At 71.2% G+C, this 16,605-nt stretch carries 10 protein-coding genes and 1 pseudogene; 6 read left to right on the plus strand and 5 right to left on the minus strand.

Translation table 11 applies throughout. From position 1 onward, the window contains the following. A pseudogene (locus AC07EQ_RS14850) lies at positions 1-302 on the minus strand (IS5/IS1182 family transposase); the annotation flags it as partial. 418 nt (positions 303-720) lie between these two features. On the opposite strand from AC07EQ_RS14850, the gene AC07EQ_RS14855 reads away from it, so the two are divergent. Continuing rightward, the gene (locus AC07EQ_RS14855; RefSeq protein WP_478388504.1) at positions 721-3,135 is read left to right on the plus strand and encodes a glycoside hydrolase family 172 protein; all 2,415 of its coding nucleotides are present in this window, start codon (positions 721-723) and stop codon (positions 3,133-3,135) included. 133 nt (positions 3,136-3,268) lie between these two features. Here the strand turns inward: AC07EQ_RS14855 and AC07EQ_RS14860 are convergent, their stop codons facing one another. Further along, positions 3,269-4,264: a LacI family DNA-binding transcriptional regulator gene (locus AC07EQ_RS14860; protein ID WP_478388505.1), complete on the minus strand. Its 996-nt coding sequence runs from the start codon at positions 4,262-4,264 to the stop codon at positions 3,269-3,271. Positions 4,265-4,502: 238 nt separating this feature from the next. On the opposite strand from AC07EQ_RS14860, the gene AC07EQ_RS14865 reads away from it, so the two are divergent. From AC07EQ_RS14865 to AC07EQ_RS14875, 3 genes are all read left to right on the plus strand, one after another. Beyond that, the gene (locus AC07EQ_RS14865) at positions 4,503-5,918 is read left to right on the plus strand and encodes an L-fucose/L-arabinose isomerase family protein (RefSeq protein WP_478388506.1); all 1,416 of its coding nucleotides are present in this window, start codon (positions 4,503-4,505) and stop codon (positions 5,916-5,918) included. Positions 5,919-6,141: 223 nt separating this feature from the next. Continuing rightward, on the plus strand, positions 6,142-7,641 hold the full coding sequence (locus tag AC07EQ_RS14870; protein WP_478388507.1) for an FGGY-family carbohydrate kinase: 1,500 nt from the start codon (positions 6,142-6,144) through the stop codon (positions 7,639-7,641). Positions 7,642-7,721: 80 nt separating this feature from the next. Beyond that, positions 7,722-8,660, plus strand: a complete 939-nt coding sequence (locus AC07EQ_RS14875) for an alpha/beta hydrolase fold domain-containing protein (RefSeq protein WP_478388508.1) — start codon at positions 7,722-7,724, stop codon at positions 8,658-8,660. A 202-nt stretch (positions 8,661-8,862) separates the two neighbouring features. Here AC07EQ_RS14875 and AC07EQ_RS14880 read toward each other — a convergent pair whose 3' ends face one another. After that, on the minus strand, positions 8,863-9,849 hold the full coding sequence (locus tag AC07EQ_RS14880) for a DNA recombination protein RmuC (RefSeq protein WP_132483106.1): 987 nt from the start codon (positions 9,847-9,849) through the stop codon (positions 8,863-8,865). Between the two features lie 263 nt (positions 9,850-10,112). Between AC07EQ_RS14880 and AC07EQ_RS14885 the strand changes: the two genes are divergently transcribed. Together AC07EQ_RS14885 and AC07EQ_RS14890 are read left to right on the plus strand one after the other, a co-directional pair. Continuing rightward, a complete protein-coding gene (locus AC07EQ_RS14885) occupies positions 10,113-11,297 on the plus strand; it encodes an exonuclease SbcCD subunit D (RefSeq protein ID WP_478388509.1) in 1,185 nt (394 codons plus the stop codon). Next, entirely contained in the window at positions 11,294-14,245 is a 2,952-nt protein-coding gene (locus AC07EQ_RS14890; protein WP_478388510.1) for an AAA family ATPase, read from the plus strand. The genes AC07EQ_RS14885 and AC07EQ_RS14890 overlap by 4 nt, the downstream gene beginning before the upstream one ends. 322 nt (positions 14,246-14,567) lie before the next feature. Here the strand turns inward: AC07EQ_RS14890 and AC07EQ_RS14895 are convergent, their stop codons facing one another. Together AC07EQ_RS14895 and AC07EQ_RS14900 are read right to left on the minus strand one after the other, a co-directional pair. Beyond that, positions 14,568-15,065, minus strand: coding sequence for a methylated-DNA--[protein]-cysteine S-methyltransferase (locus tag AC07EQ_RS14895; protein WP_478388511.1), 498 nt, complete (start codon positions 15,063-15,065; stop codon positions 14,568-14,570). 31 nt (positions 15,066-15,096) lie between these two features. Continuing rightward, a complete protein-coding gene (locus AC07EQ_RS14900; protein ID WP_478388512.1) occupies positions 15,097-16,575 on the minus strand; it encodes an AlkA N-terminal domain-containing protein in 1,479 nt (492 codons plus the stop codon). Positions 16,576-16,605: the final 30 nt, after the last annotated feature.

Here is a 16,605-nt window from a genome sequence, read left to right on the forward strand (position 1 = left end):
TCGCCCGCCTCGGCTGCTTTCCTGAGTGTTTCGTGCAGGTCGGGGGCTTGTTTGGCGAGTACGTCGATGACCTCGTCGATGTAGCGGTAGCCGGTCGCCCGCGAGATCGTGTTGTCCCGGGCCAAAGCCGGGATCGCGGTGCGGTCCCGGAACCACCGCAACCCCAGCACAGCCTGCTTGAACGGGGTCAAAGCCCGTCGGCCGCGCGGGGTTTGACGTCGGCGGCGTTCCTGGGCCAGCAGGCGGCTGAGGTAGTGGGCGAGTTCGTCGGCGACATCAAGCGTGGCACGATAGGTGATCACGTGGGGTCCTGGCTCTCCGGAAGACGATCTTGTGGTGAGACCTCTTCTACCAGGACCCCACGCCCACTCTCCTCACACCCCCGACACACACCACCTCAAGACCCCACTCCCCATTCCACTGAGATCACCTCATTGCCGGTAAGACTTTTCTCGTGAAAATCCCAATACACCTGGATGGTGGTTGCCGGAGCCCGCGCGCCCGGTAACCATCTTATTGAGTGAATTCGCTTCGCGGATTCTTCGACACCGCCCGTATCGGTTGGCTTCGCGGAGATCTCCTTCTTACGCTGCGCTCAATGCGCGAGTGATCTTTCAACCCCGGAGCCGGACGAAAATCCATTCAGTCGCGCACCACCATCGGAAACAGCGTCCGCCACCATCCGCAGTGGATAGTGGCGCGCGGGGAGGGGCGAGCACGATGAGAGACCGCTCAGCAACGCCGCCGGGAAATGGTCGTCGGCGCGCCCGCCGGCTCGGCGCCTACCTCGGAATCGCTTCGCTGGCCGCGGCCGCCGTGGTCGCGGACGCCGGATTCGGCCCGGTCCGCGCGGACGCGCAGCCGGCCGCGCCGGCCAGGGGGCCGGTCGGCTGGGACACGTACCGGAACCTCGGTGCGACGGCCCAGCTGCGCGGCGACGAGAAGTCGTTCCAGGCCTCCAGCTTCGACCGCACCGGTGGGAACAACGACGGATTCCGGGGGACCTACTCCTGCCTGCGGATCACCGACCGCGGGTGCGTGATCGCCGAACACGACGGCGCGGGGGAGATCACCTCGATCTGGTCCACCCGCGAACCCTGGGGCGACGTCACGGCGACCGGCAACATCGTGATCGAACTCGACGGCCGGGTGATCCTGAACGCACCGCTGGTCGACGTGGTCAACGGGCGGGTGGGCGCGCCGTTCTCGTGGCCGCTGGTGGCCGGCGCCGGAGACGCCGCCGGCGGCGTCTTCATCAAGGTGCCGATGCCGTACCGCAAGTCGATGCGGGTGACCGTCCAGCACAACCCGTACTTCTACCACGTCTCCTACCGGGCGTTCCCCAACGCGGACGGCGTGCAGACCTTCAACCCGCACGATTCCGCCCGGGACGTGCTCGACCGGTTGCGCCGCTTCGGCGTCGCCGACCCGAAGCCCGCCGCCTCCGGCGCCACCCCGACCCGCAAGGACTTCGACCTGACGCCGGGTTCCTCGACCACGATCGCCCGGCTGACCGGGCCGCAGCAGATCTCCCGGCTCCGCGTGCGGCTGCCGCAGGTGGTGGGCAGCCCGCAGGCGGTCGACGACGGCTACGCCTTCGGGCAGGCCGGCGGCAGCCGGTTCACCATGCGCGTGGACCCGAACAACCAGGGCATCCGGCTGATCCGGCGGTACGACGCGCAGATCGCCGACCAGGTCGCCGACGTGTTCGTGGACGGCAGGCCGGTCGGGCAGTGGCGCGGCGGCCCGGCGCGGCCCGGCCAGTGGGGCTTGGAGTTCCTCGAGGTGCCCGCCGAACTGACCGCGGGCAAGTCCGAGGTGCAGGTCTCCAGCCGCTTCGTGTCGTCCGCCCTGGACGTCAACGAGTTCCGCTACGACGTGCACAGCAAGGTGGGCGGCGAGTGGGTGCGCACCGACGTGCTCGACCTCGGGCCGGACCACCCCGGCGAGCAGAGCGCCCACGGCTACCGCATCGACAACGAGGTCTTCGCCCGGTCCAAGCTCATCGCCCGCTACCCCAACGATCCCGGCCAGGTCGCGGCCTCCGACGAGGTGCTGTCCACCGCGCGGATCCGCATCACCTTCGACGGCCAGACCACTGTGGACGCGCCGATCGGCGAGTTCTTCGGCACCGGTCTCGGCGAGTACGACGTGCGCAGCCTGATGACCTCGGTCGACCCGGGGCTGGACGGCTGGTACACGTCCTGGTGGCCGATGCCGTTCGCGCAGAACGCGGTGGTCGAGGTGGTCAACGGCGGCGGGATCCCGATCACCGGCGCGACCGCCGAGGTCACCAGCGCGCCGGCGGAGGTGGGCGGCAACACCGGGTACTTCCACGCCACCCACCTGCGGGGGAACACCGTGCCCGGCAGGGACTGGACGTTCCTGAACACCAGCGGGGCGGGCACCTTCTACGGCGTCACGCACACCATGCGCGGGCTGATCCCGCCGGGCGCGGCGGTGCGCAGCGACCAACCGCACTCGCTCGGCACGCACGCCGCCGTGAACCAGCGCAACTACCTGGAGGGCGACGAGCGGTTCTACGTCGACGGCTCCGCCGAGCCGGCGTGGCACGGCACCGGTACCGAGGACTTCTACGAGTCCGGCTGGTACTTCCGGGACGGCACCACGTTCACGATGCCGCACGTCGGCAACCCGTCGCACGAGATCGGCGCCGACGGCTGCCGGTTCGACTGCACCGGCGCCTACCGGATCATGATCAACGACGCGGTGCCGTTCCGCACCGGCCTGCGGGCAGGGGTCGAGCACGGGCCGGTCAACGACGAGCCGGGCGACTACAGCTCGACGACGTACTGGTACGGCGGCCGCGTGCCGGGTCGCCAGCTGCCGATCGCACCCCCGGCGCCTGCCCGGCCGCCGGAGACGCAGCCGGCTGCTCCGTCGTCGCCGCCGGAGACCAGCACCCCGCCGTCGTCGACCGCCCCGCCGGAACCCGGGACTCCGGAGTTGGGCACCCCGGAGACCAGCACCCCGCCGTCGTCGACCGCCCCGCCGGAACCCGGGACTCCGGAGTTGGGCACCCCGGAGACCACGGGCCAGGGCGACGGCGAACGGCCGGCGGACGTCCAGCAGGTGGTGGACGAGGTCGTCCGCCAGCACCAGCGCAACGGCTGAGCCCCGGAGCGAGCGAACGGACCGTTTGCGCCTCCTAACGAGGTGAACGGTCCGTTCGCTCTTTCGTGCTGTTGGGGTGAACGGACCGTTTGCGCCTCCTAATGAGGTGAGCGGTCCGTTCGCCTCCGCGGCGTCACGGGCGGGTGCTGCTGCCCCGGGTGACCAGGTGGGCGGACAGGGTGGTGGTGGCCGTGTCGGTGCGTTCCCCGCTGATCCGGTCCAGCAGCAGCTGGGCGGCGACCGCGCCCATGTCGTAGGCGGGCTGGGCCACGACGGTCAGCGGCGGGTCCAGCAGCGTCGCCCACGGCGCGTCGTCGAAGGCGACCACGCCGATGTCCCTGCCGGGGCGCAGGCCCAGTTCGGCGCACGTCTCCAGGACGCCGACCGCCATCATGCTGTTCGCCACGAGGACCGCGTCCGGCGGATCGTCCTGGGTCAGCAGCGATCGCGCCGCCTGCTTCGCCCCGGGCGCCTTGAACTCCGAGCGTCGCACCAGCGCCGCGGGGGCCGGCAGCTTCGCTGCGCGCAGCCCGTCCTGGTAGCCGGCGAGCCGGTCGTCCGCGGTCAGCACGCCGCTGGGGCCGGTGAGGCAGCCGATGCGCCGGTAGCCCTGCTCCGCCAGGTGCACGGTCGCCTCCTCGGCGGCGAGCCTGGTGTCGACCAGCACCGTGTCGCCTGCCGAGTTCGGCAGCGGCCGGTCCACCGCCACCACCGGCGTGTTGTTGCGGCTGAGCAGCTCGGCGCTGTCGCCGCGCCCGGTCGGCGACAGCAGCACCCCGGCCACCCGCTCCTGCAGGGCGACGTCGACGTACTCGTGCTCTTTGTCCGGCTCGTCGTCGGAGTTGCACAGCACCACCGAGTAACCCGCGGCGTGCGCCACGTCCTCGACACCGCGGGCGATCGCGGTGAAGAACGGGTTCTCCACGTCGGAGATGATCAGGGCCAGCACCGCGGTCTCCTGCTTGCGCAGGTTGCGGGCCGGGCCGTTGGGCCGGTAGCCCAGCTCCGCGGCGGCCGAGAGCACCCGCGCGGCCAGCGCCGGATCGACGGTGCTCTTGCCGTTGAGCGCACGTGAAACGGTCGCAGTGGACACCCCGGCGCGGGTTGCCACATCACTGATCGTCGCCACGGCTCCTCCTAGTGTGCCCGCTAGCCGAGTGATGGCGGGCTACCTGCCTTGACAGCCCGTGTCATGCCAGAATAGCGTCCGAGAAAACGATTGCTCGCCCGTCTTCTCGGCAATTCCAGCGGCGGGCTTTCCCGGTCAGGCGATCCGCAGGGAGTTCACCGGTGGCGCCCACCGTCGTGCTCCTCGCCGCCGGTTCTCCAGCAGTCAACGCCGCCTGTCAGTGAACTTGGGAGGAACTGTGGCTCGCATCGGCGTCGTCAGCATTTCCGACGGTCGTGACCACGTCCACGCCCGCATCGCGGATTTCATCCGGTCCAAACAGGATTCCCTGGTCCGGTCGCTGCAAGCCGCCGGACACGACGTGGTGGTGGGCGACGACCTGGTCGCGACCAACGCGCTCGCCACCTCGGTGGCCCGCAAGGTGGCCGCGGCCGACGTCGACGTCACCGTCTTCTACTACTCGGTGTGGACGTTCCCGCACTTCACCATGCTCGCCGCGGACGCCACCCGCAGCCCGCTGGTGCTGGTGGCCAGCACCGATCCGACCGAACCGGGCCTCGTCGGCATGCTCGCCGCGGGCGGCGCGCTGGACCAGATCGGCCGCCGCCACACCCGTGCCTGGGGGGCGCCGGACGACGCCGAGCTGGTCGAGAAGATCGGCGTGCACGCCAAGGCGTCCGCGGCGGTGCGGTCGCTGCGCGGGTCGACGTTCGGCCGGTTCGGCGGGCGTCCGATGGGCATGAACACCGCGGTGGCCAACACCGACCAGTGGATGCGCAAGTTCGGCATCGACGTGGAGGAGATCGACCAGTACGAGCTGGTCCTGCGCGCCGACAAGGCGGACCCCGCCGAAGCGAGGAAGGCGCGCGAGTGGATCGAGCAGCACGCGGCGGGCGTGCACTACGACGGCAAGAAGCTGACGCCGGAACTGCTGGAGCGGCAGATCCGCTCCTACCAGGCGATCCGGGACATCATCGCGGAGCGCAACCTGGACTTCTCCGGCATCAAGGCGCAGCCGGAGCTGACCGAGAACTTCGCGACCATGGACGTCACCGAGGCGTTCCTGAACGACCCGTACGACTGGAACGGGCCGAAGGAGCCGCACGTGTGCGCCACCGAGGCGGACATGGACGGCGCGCTGACCATGCAGCTGTTCAAGGCCTTGGCAGGCACCCCGGTGCTGTTCGCCGACGTGCGGCACTACCACGCCGACCGCGACATCTGGGACCTGTGCAACTCCGGCCAGCACGCCACCTGGTACGCGGCCCGCAGCGACGACCCGGCGGAGAACCTGGCGAAGGTCAACTTCTACCCGGAGGTGTTCTTCTTCCCGGCCGGTGGCGCATCGGTGCAGCACATCGCGGCCCCGGGGCAGATGACGCTGGGCCGGTTGACCCGCGAGGACGGCGAGTACCGCCTGCAGCTGATGCTCGGCGAGTTCGAGGCCTACGACGACGAGACCAACCAGGCGCTGGTGAACCAGTCGACGCCGGAGTGGCCGCACGCGTTCGCGCGGCTGGACGCGCCGGGTGAGGTGTTCCTGTCGAAGTTCGGCGCGAACCACATCCACGCGGTGCCCGGCGACCACCGGGCGGCCCTGCGCGCCGTGGCGGATCAGCTGGACGTCCGCCTCGACGAGTGGACCCGGGGCTGACAACATCCCCTTCCGGTGCAGTTCCAATTGAAACTGCGGGCCTCCGGGGTGTCGGACCACGACACGCCGGAGGTTGTGGACAACTCCCGCAATTTCAATGGAAATCGGAGGTTCGATTTCCATTGAAATTGCGCACCGCGCCGGGGCCGGGACACCCCGGGAGCGGCGCGGTCGGGGGTCTCCGGTGTTCCAGGCGTGCGAGTTGACGAGGAGGATCGCGCAGGTGGCCGAGAAGGTGTTGCTCGGGATCGACATCGGCACGGCGAGTTCCAAGGGGGTGCTGGTCGCCACCGACGGGCGCATCATCGCCCGCGCCAGCCGGCCGCACGAGACCTCCTACCCGCATCCGGGCTGGGTGGAGCACGACGCGGAATCGGTGTGGTGGGCGGACTTCCTGGAACTGGCCCGGGAGCTGGTGCCCGCCGCCGAAGGCCGGGAGATCGCCGGTTTGGGCGTCAGCGGCATCGGCCCCGTCCTGCTGCCCGCCGACGGCGACGGGAAACCCCTGCGGCCGGCCATCCTCTACGGCGTGGACACCCGCGCGACCGAGGAGATCGCGGAGCTCACCGAGGAGTTCGGGGCGGACGAGATCCTGCGCCGGGGCGGCTCGGCGCTGTCCAGCCAGGCCGTCGGGCCGAAGATCCGCTGGCTGGCCGAGCACGAGCCGGAGGTCTACGAGCGCACCGAGATGCTGCTGATGTGCAGCTCCTACCTGGTGCACCGGCTGACCGGCCGGTACGTGCTCGACCACCACTCGGCCAGCCAGTGCGATCCGCTCTACGACCTGCGGGCCCGCGACTGGTCGGCGGACTGGGCCCAGCGGGTCGCGCCGGGGCTGCCGCTGCCGGAGCTGGCGTGGCCGACCGAGGTCGTCGGGCGGGTGACGGCGCAGGCGGCGGCCGAGACCGGGCTGCCGGAAGGGCTGCCGGTCACCGCGGGCACCGTGGACGCCTGGGCCGAGGCCACCAGCGTCGGCGTGCGGGAGCCGGGCGACGTGATGCTGATGTACGGCACCACGATGTTCTTCGTCCAGGTGCTCACCGATCTGCAGCCGCACCAGGCGCTTTGGGGCACTTGCGGGGCGTTCCCCGACACGTACACGCTGGCCGCCGGGATGGCGACGTCGGGCGCCGTGACGCAATGGCTGCGCGGCCTCGTCGACGGCGATTTCGCCCAGCTCGTGGAGGAAGCGAGCAAGGTGCCCGCGGGCAGCCGCGGGTTGTTGCTGCTGCCGTACTTCGCCGGTGAGCGGACGCCGATCTTCGACCCGGACGCGCGCGGCATCCTGGCCGGGCTGACCACCAGCCACGGCCGCGCCGAGCTGTACCGGGCCGCGCTGGAGGGCATCGGTTTCGGGGTCCGCCACAACCTGGCGGCGATGGGCGAGGCGGGCGGCACGGCCCGGAGGTTGGTCGCCGTCGGCGGCGGCACCCAGGGCGGGCTGTGGACGCAGATCGTTTCCGACATCACCGGCCAGGAACAGCAGATCCCGGCCGAGACGGTCGGCGCGGCGTACGGCGACGCGCTGCTCGCGGGCGTCGGCACCGGCACCGCCGTCGCCCCGGACGACTGGAACCCGGTGACGCGCACCGTCCGGCCGAACCCGGAGCACACCGAGCGCTACGACGTGTACTTCGGGCACTACCGGGACCTCTACGACTCCACGGTGCGGATCGCGCACTTCCTGGCAGGTGAACAGCGCGCCGCGGACGAGCGCGACTGATCATTGAATGACGCGCCACTGATCTTGTTAAGCTCAGTCATTCGGGTGAGCTGTCGCGAGATCAGGGAGGCGCGGGGCGGATGGCGGTGACTCAGCGTGTCCTGGCGGCCTGTTTCGCCTTGGTGACGTTGGTCGCGGCCGGTTGCTCCCGGGAGTCGGACGCCGACGAAGCGCCACGGATCGACGCCGCAGGCCGCAACCTCGGCGCGGCCAGCGTGCAGCGCGACCAGGTGTACGCGCAGCGAGACACCGGCGCGTTGAAGCTGGACCTGTTCCTGCCCGCGAAGCGCGAGACGCCGACCCCGCTGATCGTGTACGTGCACGGTGGCGGCTGGGATGCCGGGGTTCGCACGCTGGACGCCGACACCGCCGCGCCGGAGGCGCTGACGGCGCAGCGCCTGCTGGAACACGGCTACGCGGTGGCCACAGTGGACTACCGGTTGACCGGTGCGGCGCAGTACCCGGCGCAGGTGGTCGACGTGGCCGATGCCGTGCGCTGGCTGCAGGGGCGGGCCGGGGAGTGGCAACTGGACGCCGACCGGGTCGGGCTGTGGGGTGCCTCGGCCGGCGGCCACCTGGTGTCGCAGCTGGGCGCGCTGACCGGGGACCCGGACAAGCCGGGCGGCGGGCTGACCGGCGTCCGGGCGGTGGTGGACTGGTTCGGGCCGACGGACACGAGCGCCGAGGCCGAGGCGGCGCATCCGCGGATGCAGGAGTACGCGCGGCGGGTGATCAAGCAGCTGCTCGGCTGCATGCCGGTGGAGTGCCCGGCGCGGGCCGAGTCGGCGAGCCCGATCAAGAACATCTCCGGGGACGAGCCGCCGTTCCTGATCCAGCAGGGCACGGCGGATTCGCTGGTCCCGCTCGACCAGAGCCTCGACTTCGCGCGGGAGCTGCGCAAGCTGGGCGTCACGGCGGAGATGCACCCGTACGAGGGCCTGGACCACGGCTTCGGCCGGGGCCCGCACAACACGCTGATCGTCGACACGGTCGCGGCCTTCGTCGAGACCCACGTCTGACCTTCCGAGCTGCGGAACTCCGGTTCCAGGATTCCCGATTTTGCCTAAAAATGGGAGCCAACCCCCAGGGCTCGTGGTGTTCCAATTTTAGGCAAAAATGGATGCCGCCAATCGCGGCGTAGCGATGAAATGCGCTCCCACCTGCGGAGATGGACGATTCAGGCGCTCGATCCGGCTCGAAGTCGACGGTGCGGACACTGGTTCAGAACCGCTCGGTCTCCCGATCCCGGACGAGCGGCTGCGCCGCATCGAGCCCTTCCCGCGCCGGGAGCGAGCCGTTGACCAGGCCGTCTTCGTCGTGTCGGATGGTTCCGACGTCGCCGGAGCCCGCGGCTTCGGCCAGCGGCTGGACCGTGCTGCGGAACGACTCCAGCGCGTCGAGCTCGCGGCGGCGGGCCGAGACGAAGCGCTGCAGGTGCGTGCTGGAGAGGTTCACCGCTTCCACGGCGTTGGACGCCGCGCGCTGGGCGCGGACCGAGTGGGCGCGCACCTGCTCGATGTCCTCGGCGATCGTGCGTTCCGTCGCGGCGAACATCGACGCCGACGCCAGCACCGCGAAACCCGTTGGCCCGCAGAGGAAGACTCGCTTGCCCAGCAGCCAGGTGAGCAGCTGCGGGTCGGTGTCGAGGGCGGCGATCACGGCGGCGTCGGACGGCACGAACATGATCGAGCCGTAGATCGCGTCGGCCCACTTCTGGTAGCCCTTGCCCGCGAGCTCGGTGGCGCGGGAGCGGATGTTGCGGACGTGCACCCGCAGGGCGTCGGTGCGTTCTTCGGGGTCGTCGGTCTCCATCGCCTCGGCCCACACCGCGAGGCTCGCCTTGGCGTCCACCGGGACCTGGCGCCCGCCGCCCACGGACAGCACCATGTCGGGGCGCGCTGAGCCGCCGCCGGCGAGGTCGGTCTGCAGCGTGAAGTGGATTCCTTCGCGCAGCCCCAGCGACCGCGCGGTCTCCACGAGCACCTGCTCGCCGAGCTCGCCGCGGCCGGTGATGGAGGCGAACGCGACTTCGTAGCGCCGCAGCGCGGCCTGCTGCTCGGCGGTGCGGGCGCGCTCGGCCTCGACCATGCGCAGCGCCTCGTCGGCTCGGCGTGCACTGTCCGTGTACAGCCGCCAGATCAGCATCAGCGCTGCCGCGACCAACAGCGTCAGCACGACGACGATGGTGATCAGGACGCCGGTACCCACATGAGCTCCGTCCGGTAGTGGCAGTGGCAGCTCAAATGATGGCGGACCCGCCCGACAACATCACGCACAGCCACGCTGTGCACGCGATGCCGGCCGTCAGCTCCGTTTTCGCTGGTCAGGTGCCGTGCACGTTTTGTGTCGCCATAGCAGCACAAAACGCGCACGGGCGCTGACCTGCGGAAAGCCGCCACAAGGTGCACGACACGCCGAAGCGGCGTGGGGGGTCTGCGACGTCGAGTGGGGGCGTCGATAGCTTGGGGTTCATGCGAGTGCTGCACACCTCCGACTGGCACGTGGGACGGACGTTCCACGGCCGAGACCTGCTCGGAGATCAGGAGGCCGTCCTGGGCGGGCTGGCCGACCTGGTCGTCGAGGAACAGGTCGACGTGGTGGTGGTCGCAGGCGATCTCTACGACCGCGCGGTGCCGTCGGGGGAGGCGGTGCAGACCTGCGTCCGGGTGCTCGGCAGGATCCGCGAAGCGGGCGCCCAGCTGGTGGTCACCTCGGGCAACCACGACTCCGCCGCCCGGGTCGGCGCGTTCGCCGAGTTCGCCGCCGCCGGCGGCCTGCACCTGCGCACCCAGATCGCCCGGCTGCACGAGCCGGTGGTGATCGACGACCGGCACGGCCCGGTCGCCTTCTACGGCATCCCGTACCTCGAACCGGACCCGGCGCGCCACACCCTGCAGGCCTGCGCCGACGTGCCCGGGGCCAGCCACGAGATCGAGTCGCGCGGCCACACGGCGGTGCTCACCGAAGCGATGAACCGGGTGCGCGCCGAACTGGCCGGACGTCCACAAGGGACTCGTTCGGTGGTGCTGGCGCACGCCTTCGTCACCGGCGGCGACAGCAGCGAATCCGAGCGAACCATCGCGGTCGGCGGCGTCGAGCAGGTGCCGGGCTCGGTGTTCGACGGCGTCGACTACGTCGCGCTGGGGCACCTGCACGGCCCGCAGCGACTCGCCGAGCACCTGCGCTATTCGGGCAGCCCGCTGGCCTACTCGTTCTCCGAAGCGGCGCACCGCAAGTCGGTGTGGCTGGTCGATCTGGACGCGGACGGCCTGGTCGGCGTGGAGCGGAGGGAACTGCCGGTGCCCCGGCGGCTGGCGACGGTCCAGGGGCTGCTGGAGGACCTGCTCGCCGAGCCGGAGCACGCCGAGTTGGAGGAGTGCTACCTCTCGGCGACGCTCACCGACGAAGTGCGCCCGCTGGAGGCGATGCGGCGGTTGCAGCAGCGCTTTCCGCACGCCGTGCACCTGGAGTGGAAACCGGCGACCGGCCGCGCGACAGCGCCGTTGCACTACGCCGAGATCGTGCGCGGCCGCGACGACCACGAGCTCGCCGCCAGGTTCGTGGCCGACTGCCGGGGCTCCGATCCCAACGATTCCGAACGCGCGCTGCTCAACGAGGCACTGCGCGCGGTCGCCGCGGCGGAGGGGGCGAAATGAGGCTGCACAGCCTGGAGGTCACCGCTTTCGGCCCGTACCGCGACCACCAGGAGGTGGACTTCGACCGGCTCGGCGGCGACGGCCTGTTCCTGCTGCACGGCGATACCGGCGCGGGCAAGACGACGCTGCTGGATGCGGTCGCCTTCGCGCTCTACGGTTCGGTGCCGGGCGCGCGCGGCGAGGTCAAGCGGCTGCGCTGCGACACCGCGAAGCCCGACACCGTCACCAAGGTCGTGCTGGAGCTGACGGTGCAGGGGCAGCGGCTGCGGCTGGAGCGCAGCCCGGAGTACCAGCGGCCGAAGAAGCGCGGCGACGGCTACACCACGCAGCAGGCGAAGGCCTCGCTGACCTGGGTCGACGGCGCGCCCACCGAGCAGCCGCCGGAGGGCCTGACGCGCATCGACGAGGTCGGGCGCACGGTGCAACGCCTGCTGGGCATGACGGTCGACCAGTTCTTCCAGGTCGTGATGCTGCCGCAGGGCGAGTTCGCCAAGTTCCTGCGCTCGGACACCACCGAGCGCGAGAAGCTGCTGGAGAAGCTGTTCGGGACCCAGCGGTTCGGCGAGGTCGAGCGCTGGTTCGTCGAACGCCGCCGGGAGCGCGGGCGCGGCGTCGAGGAGCAGACGCAGCGGGTCCGCGAGCTGCTCGCGCGCGTCTCGCAGGTCTCGGGCGCGGAGCCGGATGCCGACGCGGACGAGCAGAACTGGTTGGAGGACATCGAAAAGCGGTCCCTTCGCGAGATGGAGGGCACGCAGGCCGAGCACTCCCGCCTGCGGCGCGAGCGGGAGGTGGCCGACGCGAAGCTGACCGAGCGCCGCGAGCTGGCCGAGAAGGTCCGCCGGGTGCGGCAGGCGAATGCGACCCTGGCCGCGATCGGCGAAGAACGGGACCAGCACGACGCTTGGCGCGCAGAGCGGGAAGCGGCGCAACGCGCCGTCCCGGTGCTCGCGGCCCGGAATGCTGTGCTGCGGGCGGAGCAGGAGCGTGACAAAGCACGGGCTGCGGTGGCCACTGCAGCCGCGAGCTGCGAGCTGGACGCCGAAACACCGCTGGCCGAACTGCGTTCGCTCGCGGGCACCAGGCGGGAGGAGGCGGGTGGTCTCGCGCACCTGATTCCCGAGGCGCAGCAACAGGAAACCGACCGGCAGAAGCTCGCCTCCCTAGCCGATCGGCTGGCAGCGGACGAGGCCCTGGAAACCGAGCTCGTCGGGCAGCAGGCCACCCTGCCCGACCGCATCGGCACCGCGCGGCAGCAGGTCGAAGACGCGAAGCACGCGGAACTGCGACTGGAAACCGTGCAGGCGCGCGGCACCGAGGTCGCCGCGCTGCTGCGGACCGCGCGGGAACTGCCCGGCGCGCAAAAGGAACTCGCGTCGGCGACGGCCCGCGCGCGGCAGGCCATCGACGCCCACCAGCAGGCCCGCGACCTGCTGCAAGATCTCCGGGCCCGCCGGCTCGCCGGGATGGCCGCCGAACTCGCGGTCCGGCTGTCGCCCGGCGAACCGTGCCCCGTCTGCGGCTCGGCGGAACACCCCGCGCCCGGCGAACCGGTCGACGCCCCGGTGCGGGCAGAGGACGAGGACAACGCCCAAACCGCGGAGCAGCGCGCCGCCACCCGGCGGGAAAAGGCCACGGCAGAAGCGCAACGAGCCCAACAGCACGTCGACAACCTGGCAGAACGCCTCGGAGATCACACCGAGGCGGACCTCGCCGCCGAACTCGCCGAGCTCAGAGCCGAGCGCGACGCGCTCCAGAAAACCGCCGCGGAACTACCGCAACGCACCAAGAACCTGGCTGAGCTCGAAGAATCCACCGAGCGCCTGAACGAGCAGCTGTCGAATGTGCGAACCCGAGTCGCGGCGTCCCGCAGCGAACAGGCATCGCTTGCGACCACAGTGGACGAACGCGAGGCCAGGCTGCGCGAAGGGCGCGGCGACTTCCCGAACATCGCCGACCGGCGAACGCACCTGCTGGACATCGCCGCCCGCCTCGAACAACTCGCCGCAGCCCGGACGAGCAGGGACGACGCCGAACACCGCCTCGCCGAACAGGAAACCGCCCTGGCCGAGGCCGCCACCGCGGCGGGTTTCGACAACGCGGCAGCTGCGTTGGCCGCCGAACGCGGCGACGACCGGATCGCCCAGCTCGCCGAGGCGCTCGCCGAGGTCGAAGAACGCGCCGCAGGCGCCCGCGCAGCGCTGGCGAGCGCGGAGCTGTTCGGCGTGGACGCAGACGCCGAGGTCCGCCTCGAAGAGGCCACCGAGGCGGCCGTCGTAGCCCGCGAAGCGGCGGAGCGCTCGGCTGCGTTGGCGCATCGCGCCGAGCAGCGGCAGCGCGATATCGCGCAGCTCGCGGAGCGGCTGCGCGGAGCGTGGGCGGAGCTCGGGCCGGCGTTGGCGGAGCACGCCGAGCTGGAGGCGTTGGCGGACGTGGTCAACGGACGCGGGCAGAACGCGCGGAAGATGTCGCTGCGCGCGTACGTGCTGGCCGCGCGGTTGGAGGAGGTGGCCATCGCGGCCACCCGGCGGCTGCAGCGGATGAGCGGCGGCCGGTACTCGTTCGTGCATTCCGATGCGGCCGGGGCGCGGGGCACCCGTGGCGGGCTCGGACTGGACGTGCTCGACGACTACTCCGGGAAGGTCCGGCCCGCGAAGACGCTCTCCGGCGGCGAGTCGTTCCTCGCCTCGCTGTCGCTGGCGCTCGGGCTGGCCGATGTGGTCGCCGCCGAGACCGGCGGCGCGCTGCTGGACACGTTGTTCATCGACGAGGGGTTCGGAACGCTCGACGCCGACACCCTCGACCTGGTGATGGACACCCTCGACGACCTGCGGGCCGGCGGCCGGGTCGTCGGCCTCGTGTCCCACGTCGAGGAGATGCGCCAACGGATCTCGGTGCGCCTCCGCGTCCGCAAGTCCCGCGACGGCTCGACCCTGGAACTCCAGACCTGACCGTCCCGGACACCGCGCTTCCGCCCAGTTTCAGGCAAAATTGGGACCGCGCTCTTCGCCACCCCTGTACCGGGCGGTTGGCAGTTTCAATTGAAACTGTCAACCGGGAAGCTCGGCCAAGTTCGCCCCGAGGTATCCGGTGCTCGCACCGGTGGTGATTTCGCGCGAAATCGCCACCCCGTCCTCACGCGTAGCGGTGATTTCGCGCGAAATCGTCCGCGGGCACGGGATGACCCGTGGGCGAGATCGGAGATGCGCATCTCCTGGGTGCCTGCGGGGTGAGTTTCCAATTTTAGGCAAAATTGGAAACCTTCCGGGCCGGTCAGGCGGTGGTCTCGTGGTCGAGGAGCCAGCGCTTGGCCGGGAAGCCCCAGCGGAATCCGCCCAGGGAGCCGTCGCTGCGCAGCACCCGGTGGCACGGCACGAACAGCGCCGCCGCGTTGCGGGCGCAGGCCGCTGCCGCCGCTCGGAACGCTTGGGGCCGGCCCGCCAGCGCAGCCAGTTCCGAGTAGCTCACGGGTTCACCGGCCGGGACCTTCCGCAGCACCTGCCAGGCGTGTTCGAGGAACTCCCCGGAGCGCTGCCGCACCGGAATCGCGTCGACCGCGCGTAGATCGCCGGCGTGGTAGTCGCGGATCGCGCGGGTGACCGCGCCGAGATCCGTTGCTTCGCGCGGTGTTTCGGGCAGGAGCTCGCGGGACACCAGCGGCACGAGCTCGTCCAGGCGGGCCGTCCAGCCGGAGGCGAGGACGGCACCGTCGGCGTCGACCACGGCGGTGAACGGGCCCGCCGGAGTGTCCTCAGTGGACCATGTGATCATGCTTCTCTCCAATGTTCCTGCGGTGGCCGGGTCACGAAGCGAGCTGCAACTGCGGCGTGCCGCTGGCCGCCGCCTCCCACAGGAGCACTCCGGCGTAGGAGCGCCACGGGCTCCAGCGCCGCGCATGCGCTTCGATCGCCGCCGGGTCTTCGGACAGCCCGAGGGCTCCCGCGCCCCGTCGCAGCGCGAGATCACCGGTCAGCAGCACATCGGGCGAGCCCAGCACGCGCATGGCGACGTAGCTCGACGTCCACGGGCCGATGCCGCAGATGCTCTCCAGGTCTTCCCGCAGCTCGGCTTCGTCGCGTCCGGTGTGCAACGCGAGGCTTCCGTCGGCGACGGCCGCCGCGACAGCGCGGACGGTTTCCGCCCGCCGCCGCGGCCCGGGCAGGACCTCCAGCGCTCGCTCCGCCAGAACCTCCGGCGTCGGGAAGAGCGTCGTCACCACGCCCTCAGGGTGGGCCAGCGGCTCGCCCAGCGCGGTGACGAGCCGCTCCGTCGTCTTGCGCGCCGCCGCCACCGAGATCTGCTGGCCGATCACGGCGCGGACCAGGACCTCCAGCCCGTCGACGCTGCCCGGCACCCGAACCCCGGGCGTCTGCGCGACGGCCGGCCGCAGCACCGGGTCGGCGCCGAGCGCTTCGCCGATCGCGGCCGGGTCGGCGTCGAGGTCGAGCAGGCGCCGCAGCCGGGACACCGCGCTGCCGAGATCGCGCAGGTCCGTGAGCCGCAGCGTGCACGCGACGTACTTCTCGTGCGGTCGGAGCGTGGCGATCCCGGTGCCGTACGGCAGGCGCAGCGCACGCGTGTAGCGGTCCGGCCCGGCATCTTCCAGGCCGAACAGTGCTCGTTCACCGAGGAACCGCAGCACGCCGGCCACGTCGCAGGGAGCCCGGAACGGCAGGCGCAGCTGGACGGCACCGGCGCTGCCGCGGACCTCGCTGCGCCGCTGCGCGCGGCCGCGCATCTCCGTCGGGGTCACGCCGAAAACCTCGCGCAGCGTGTCGTTGAACTGGCGCAGGCTCGAGAAACCGGCCGCGAACGCCACGTCGCCGAACGGGATCGTGGTGGTCTCGATCAGGATCCGCGCCGAGTGCGCGCGGTGCGCCCGTGCCAACCCGAGCGGCCCGGCGCCGAGTTCGGCGGTGAGCACCCTGGTCAGGTGCCGTTCCGAGTAGCCGAGCTGGTCGGCGAGCCCGCGCACACCGCAGCGGTCCACGACGCCGTCGCTGATCAGCCGCATGGCGCGGCCGGCGAGATCGGCGCGCAGGTTCCACTCCGGCGACCCCGGCACCGCGTCCGGCAGGCATCGGCGGCAGGCGCGGAAGCCGGCGGCTTGCGCGGCGGCGGCCGTCGGGAAGAACAGGCTGTTGTCGGGTTTGGGGGTGCGCGCCGGGCACGACGGGCGGCAGTAGATGCGCGTGGTGCGCACGGCATGGATGAAGCAGCCGTCGAAACGTGCATCGCGCGAGGCCACGGCCCGGAGTGCTTCCTCGGTTCCCACCAGCATGTCTTCGATGGTGCCAGCGGACCCAAGCCG

It is taken from the genome of Saccharopolyspora sp. NPDC045839, assembly GCF_056431645.1.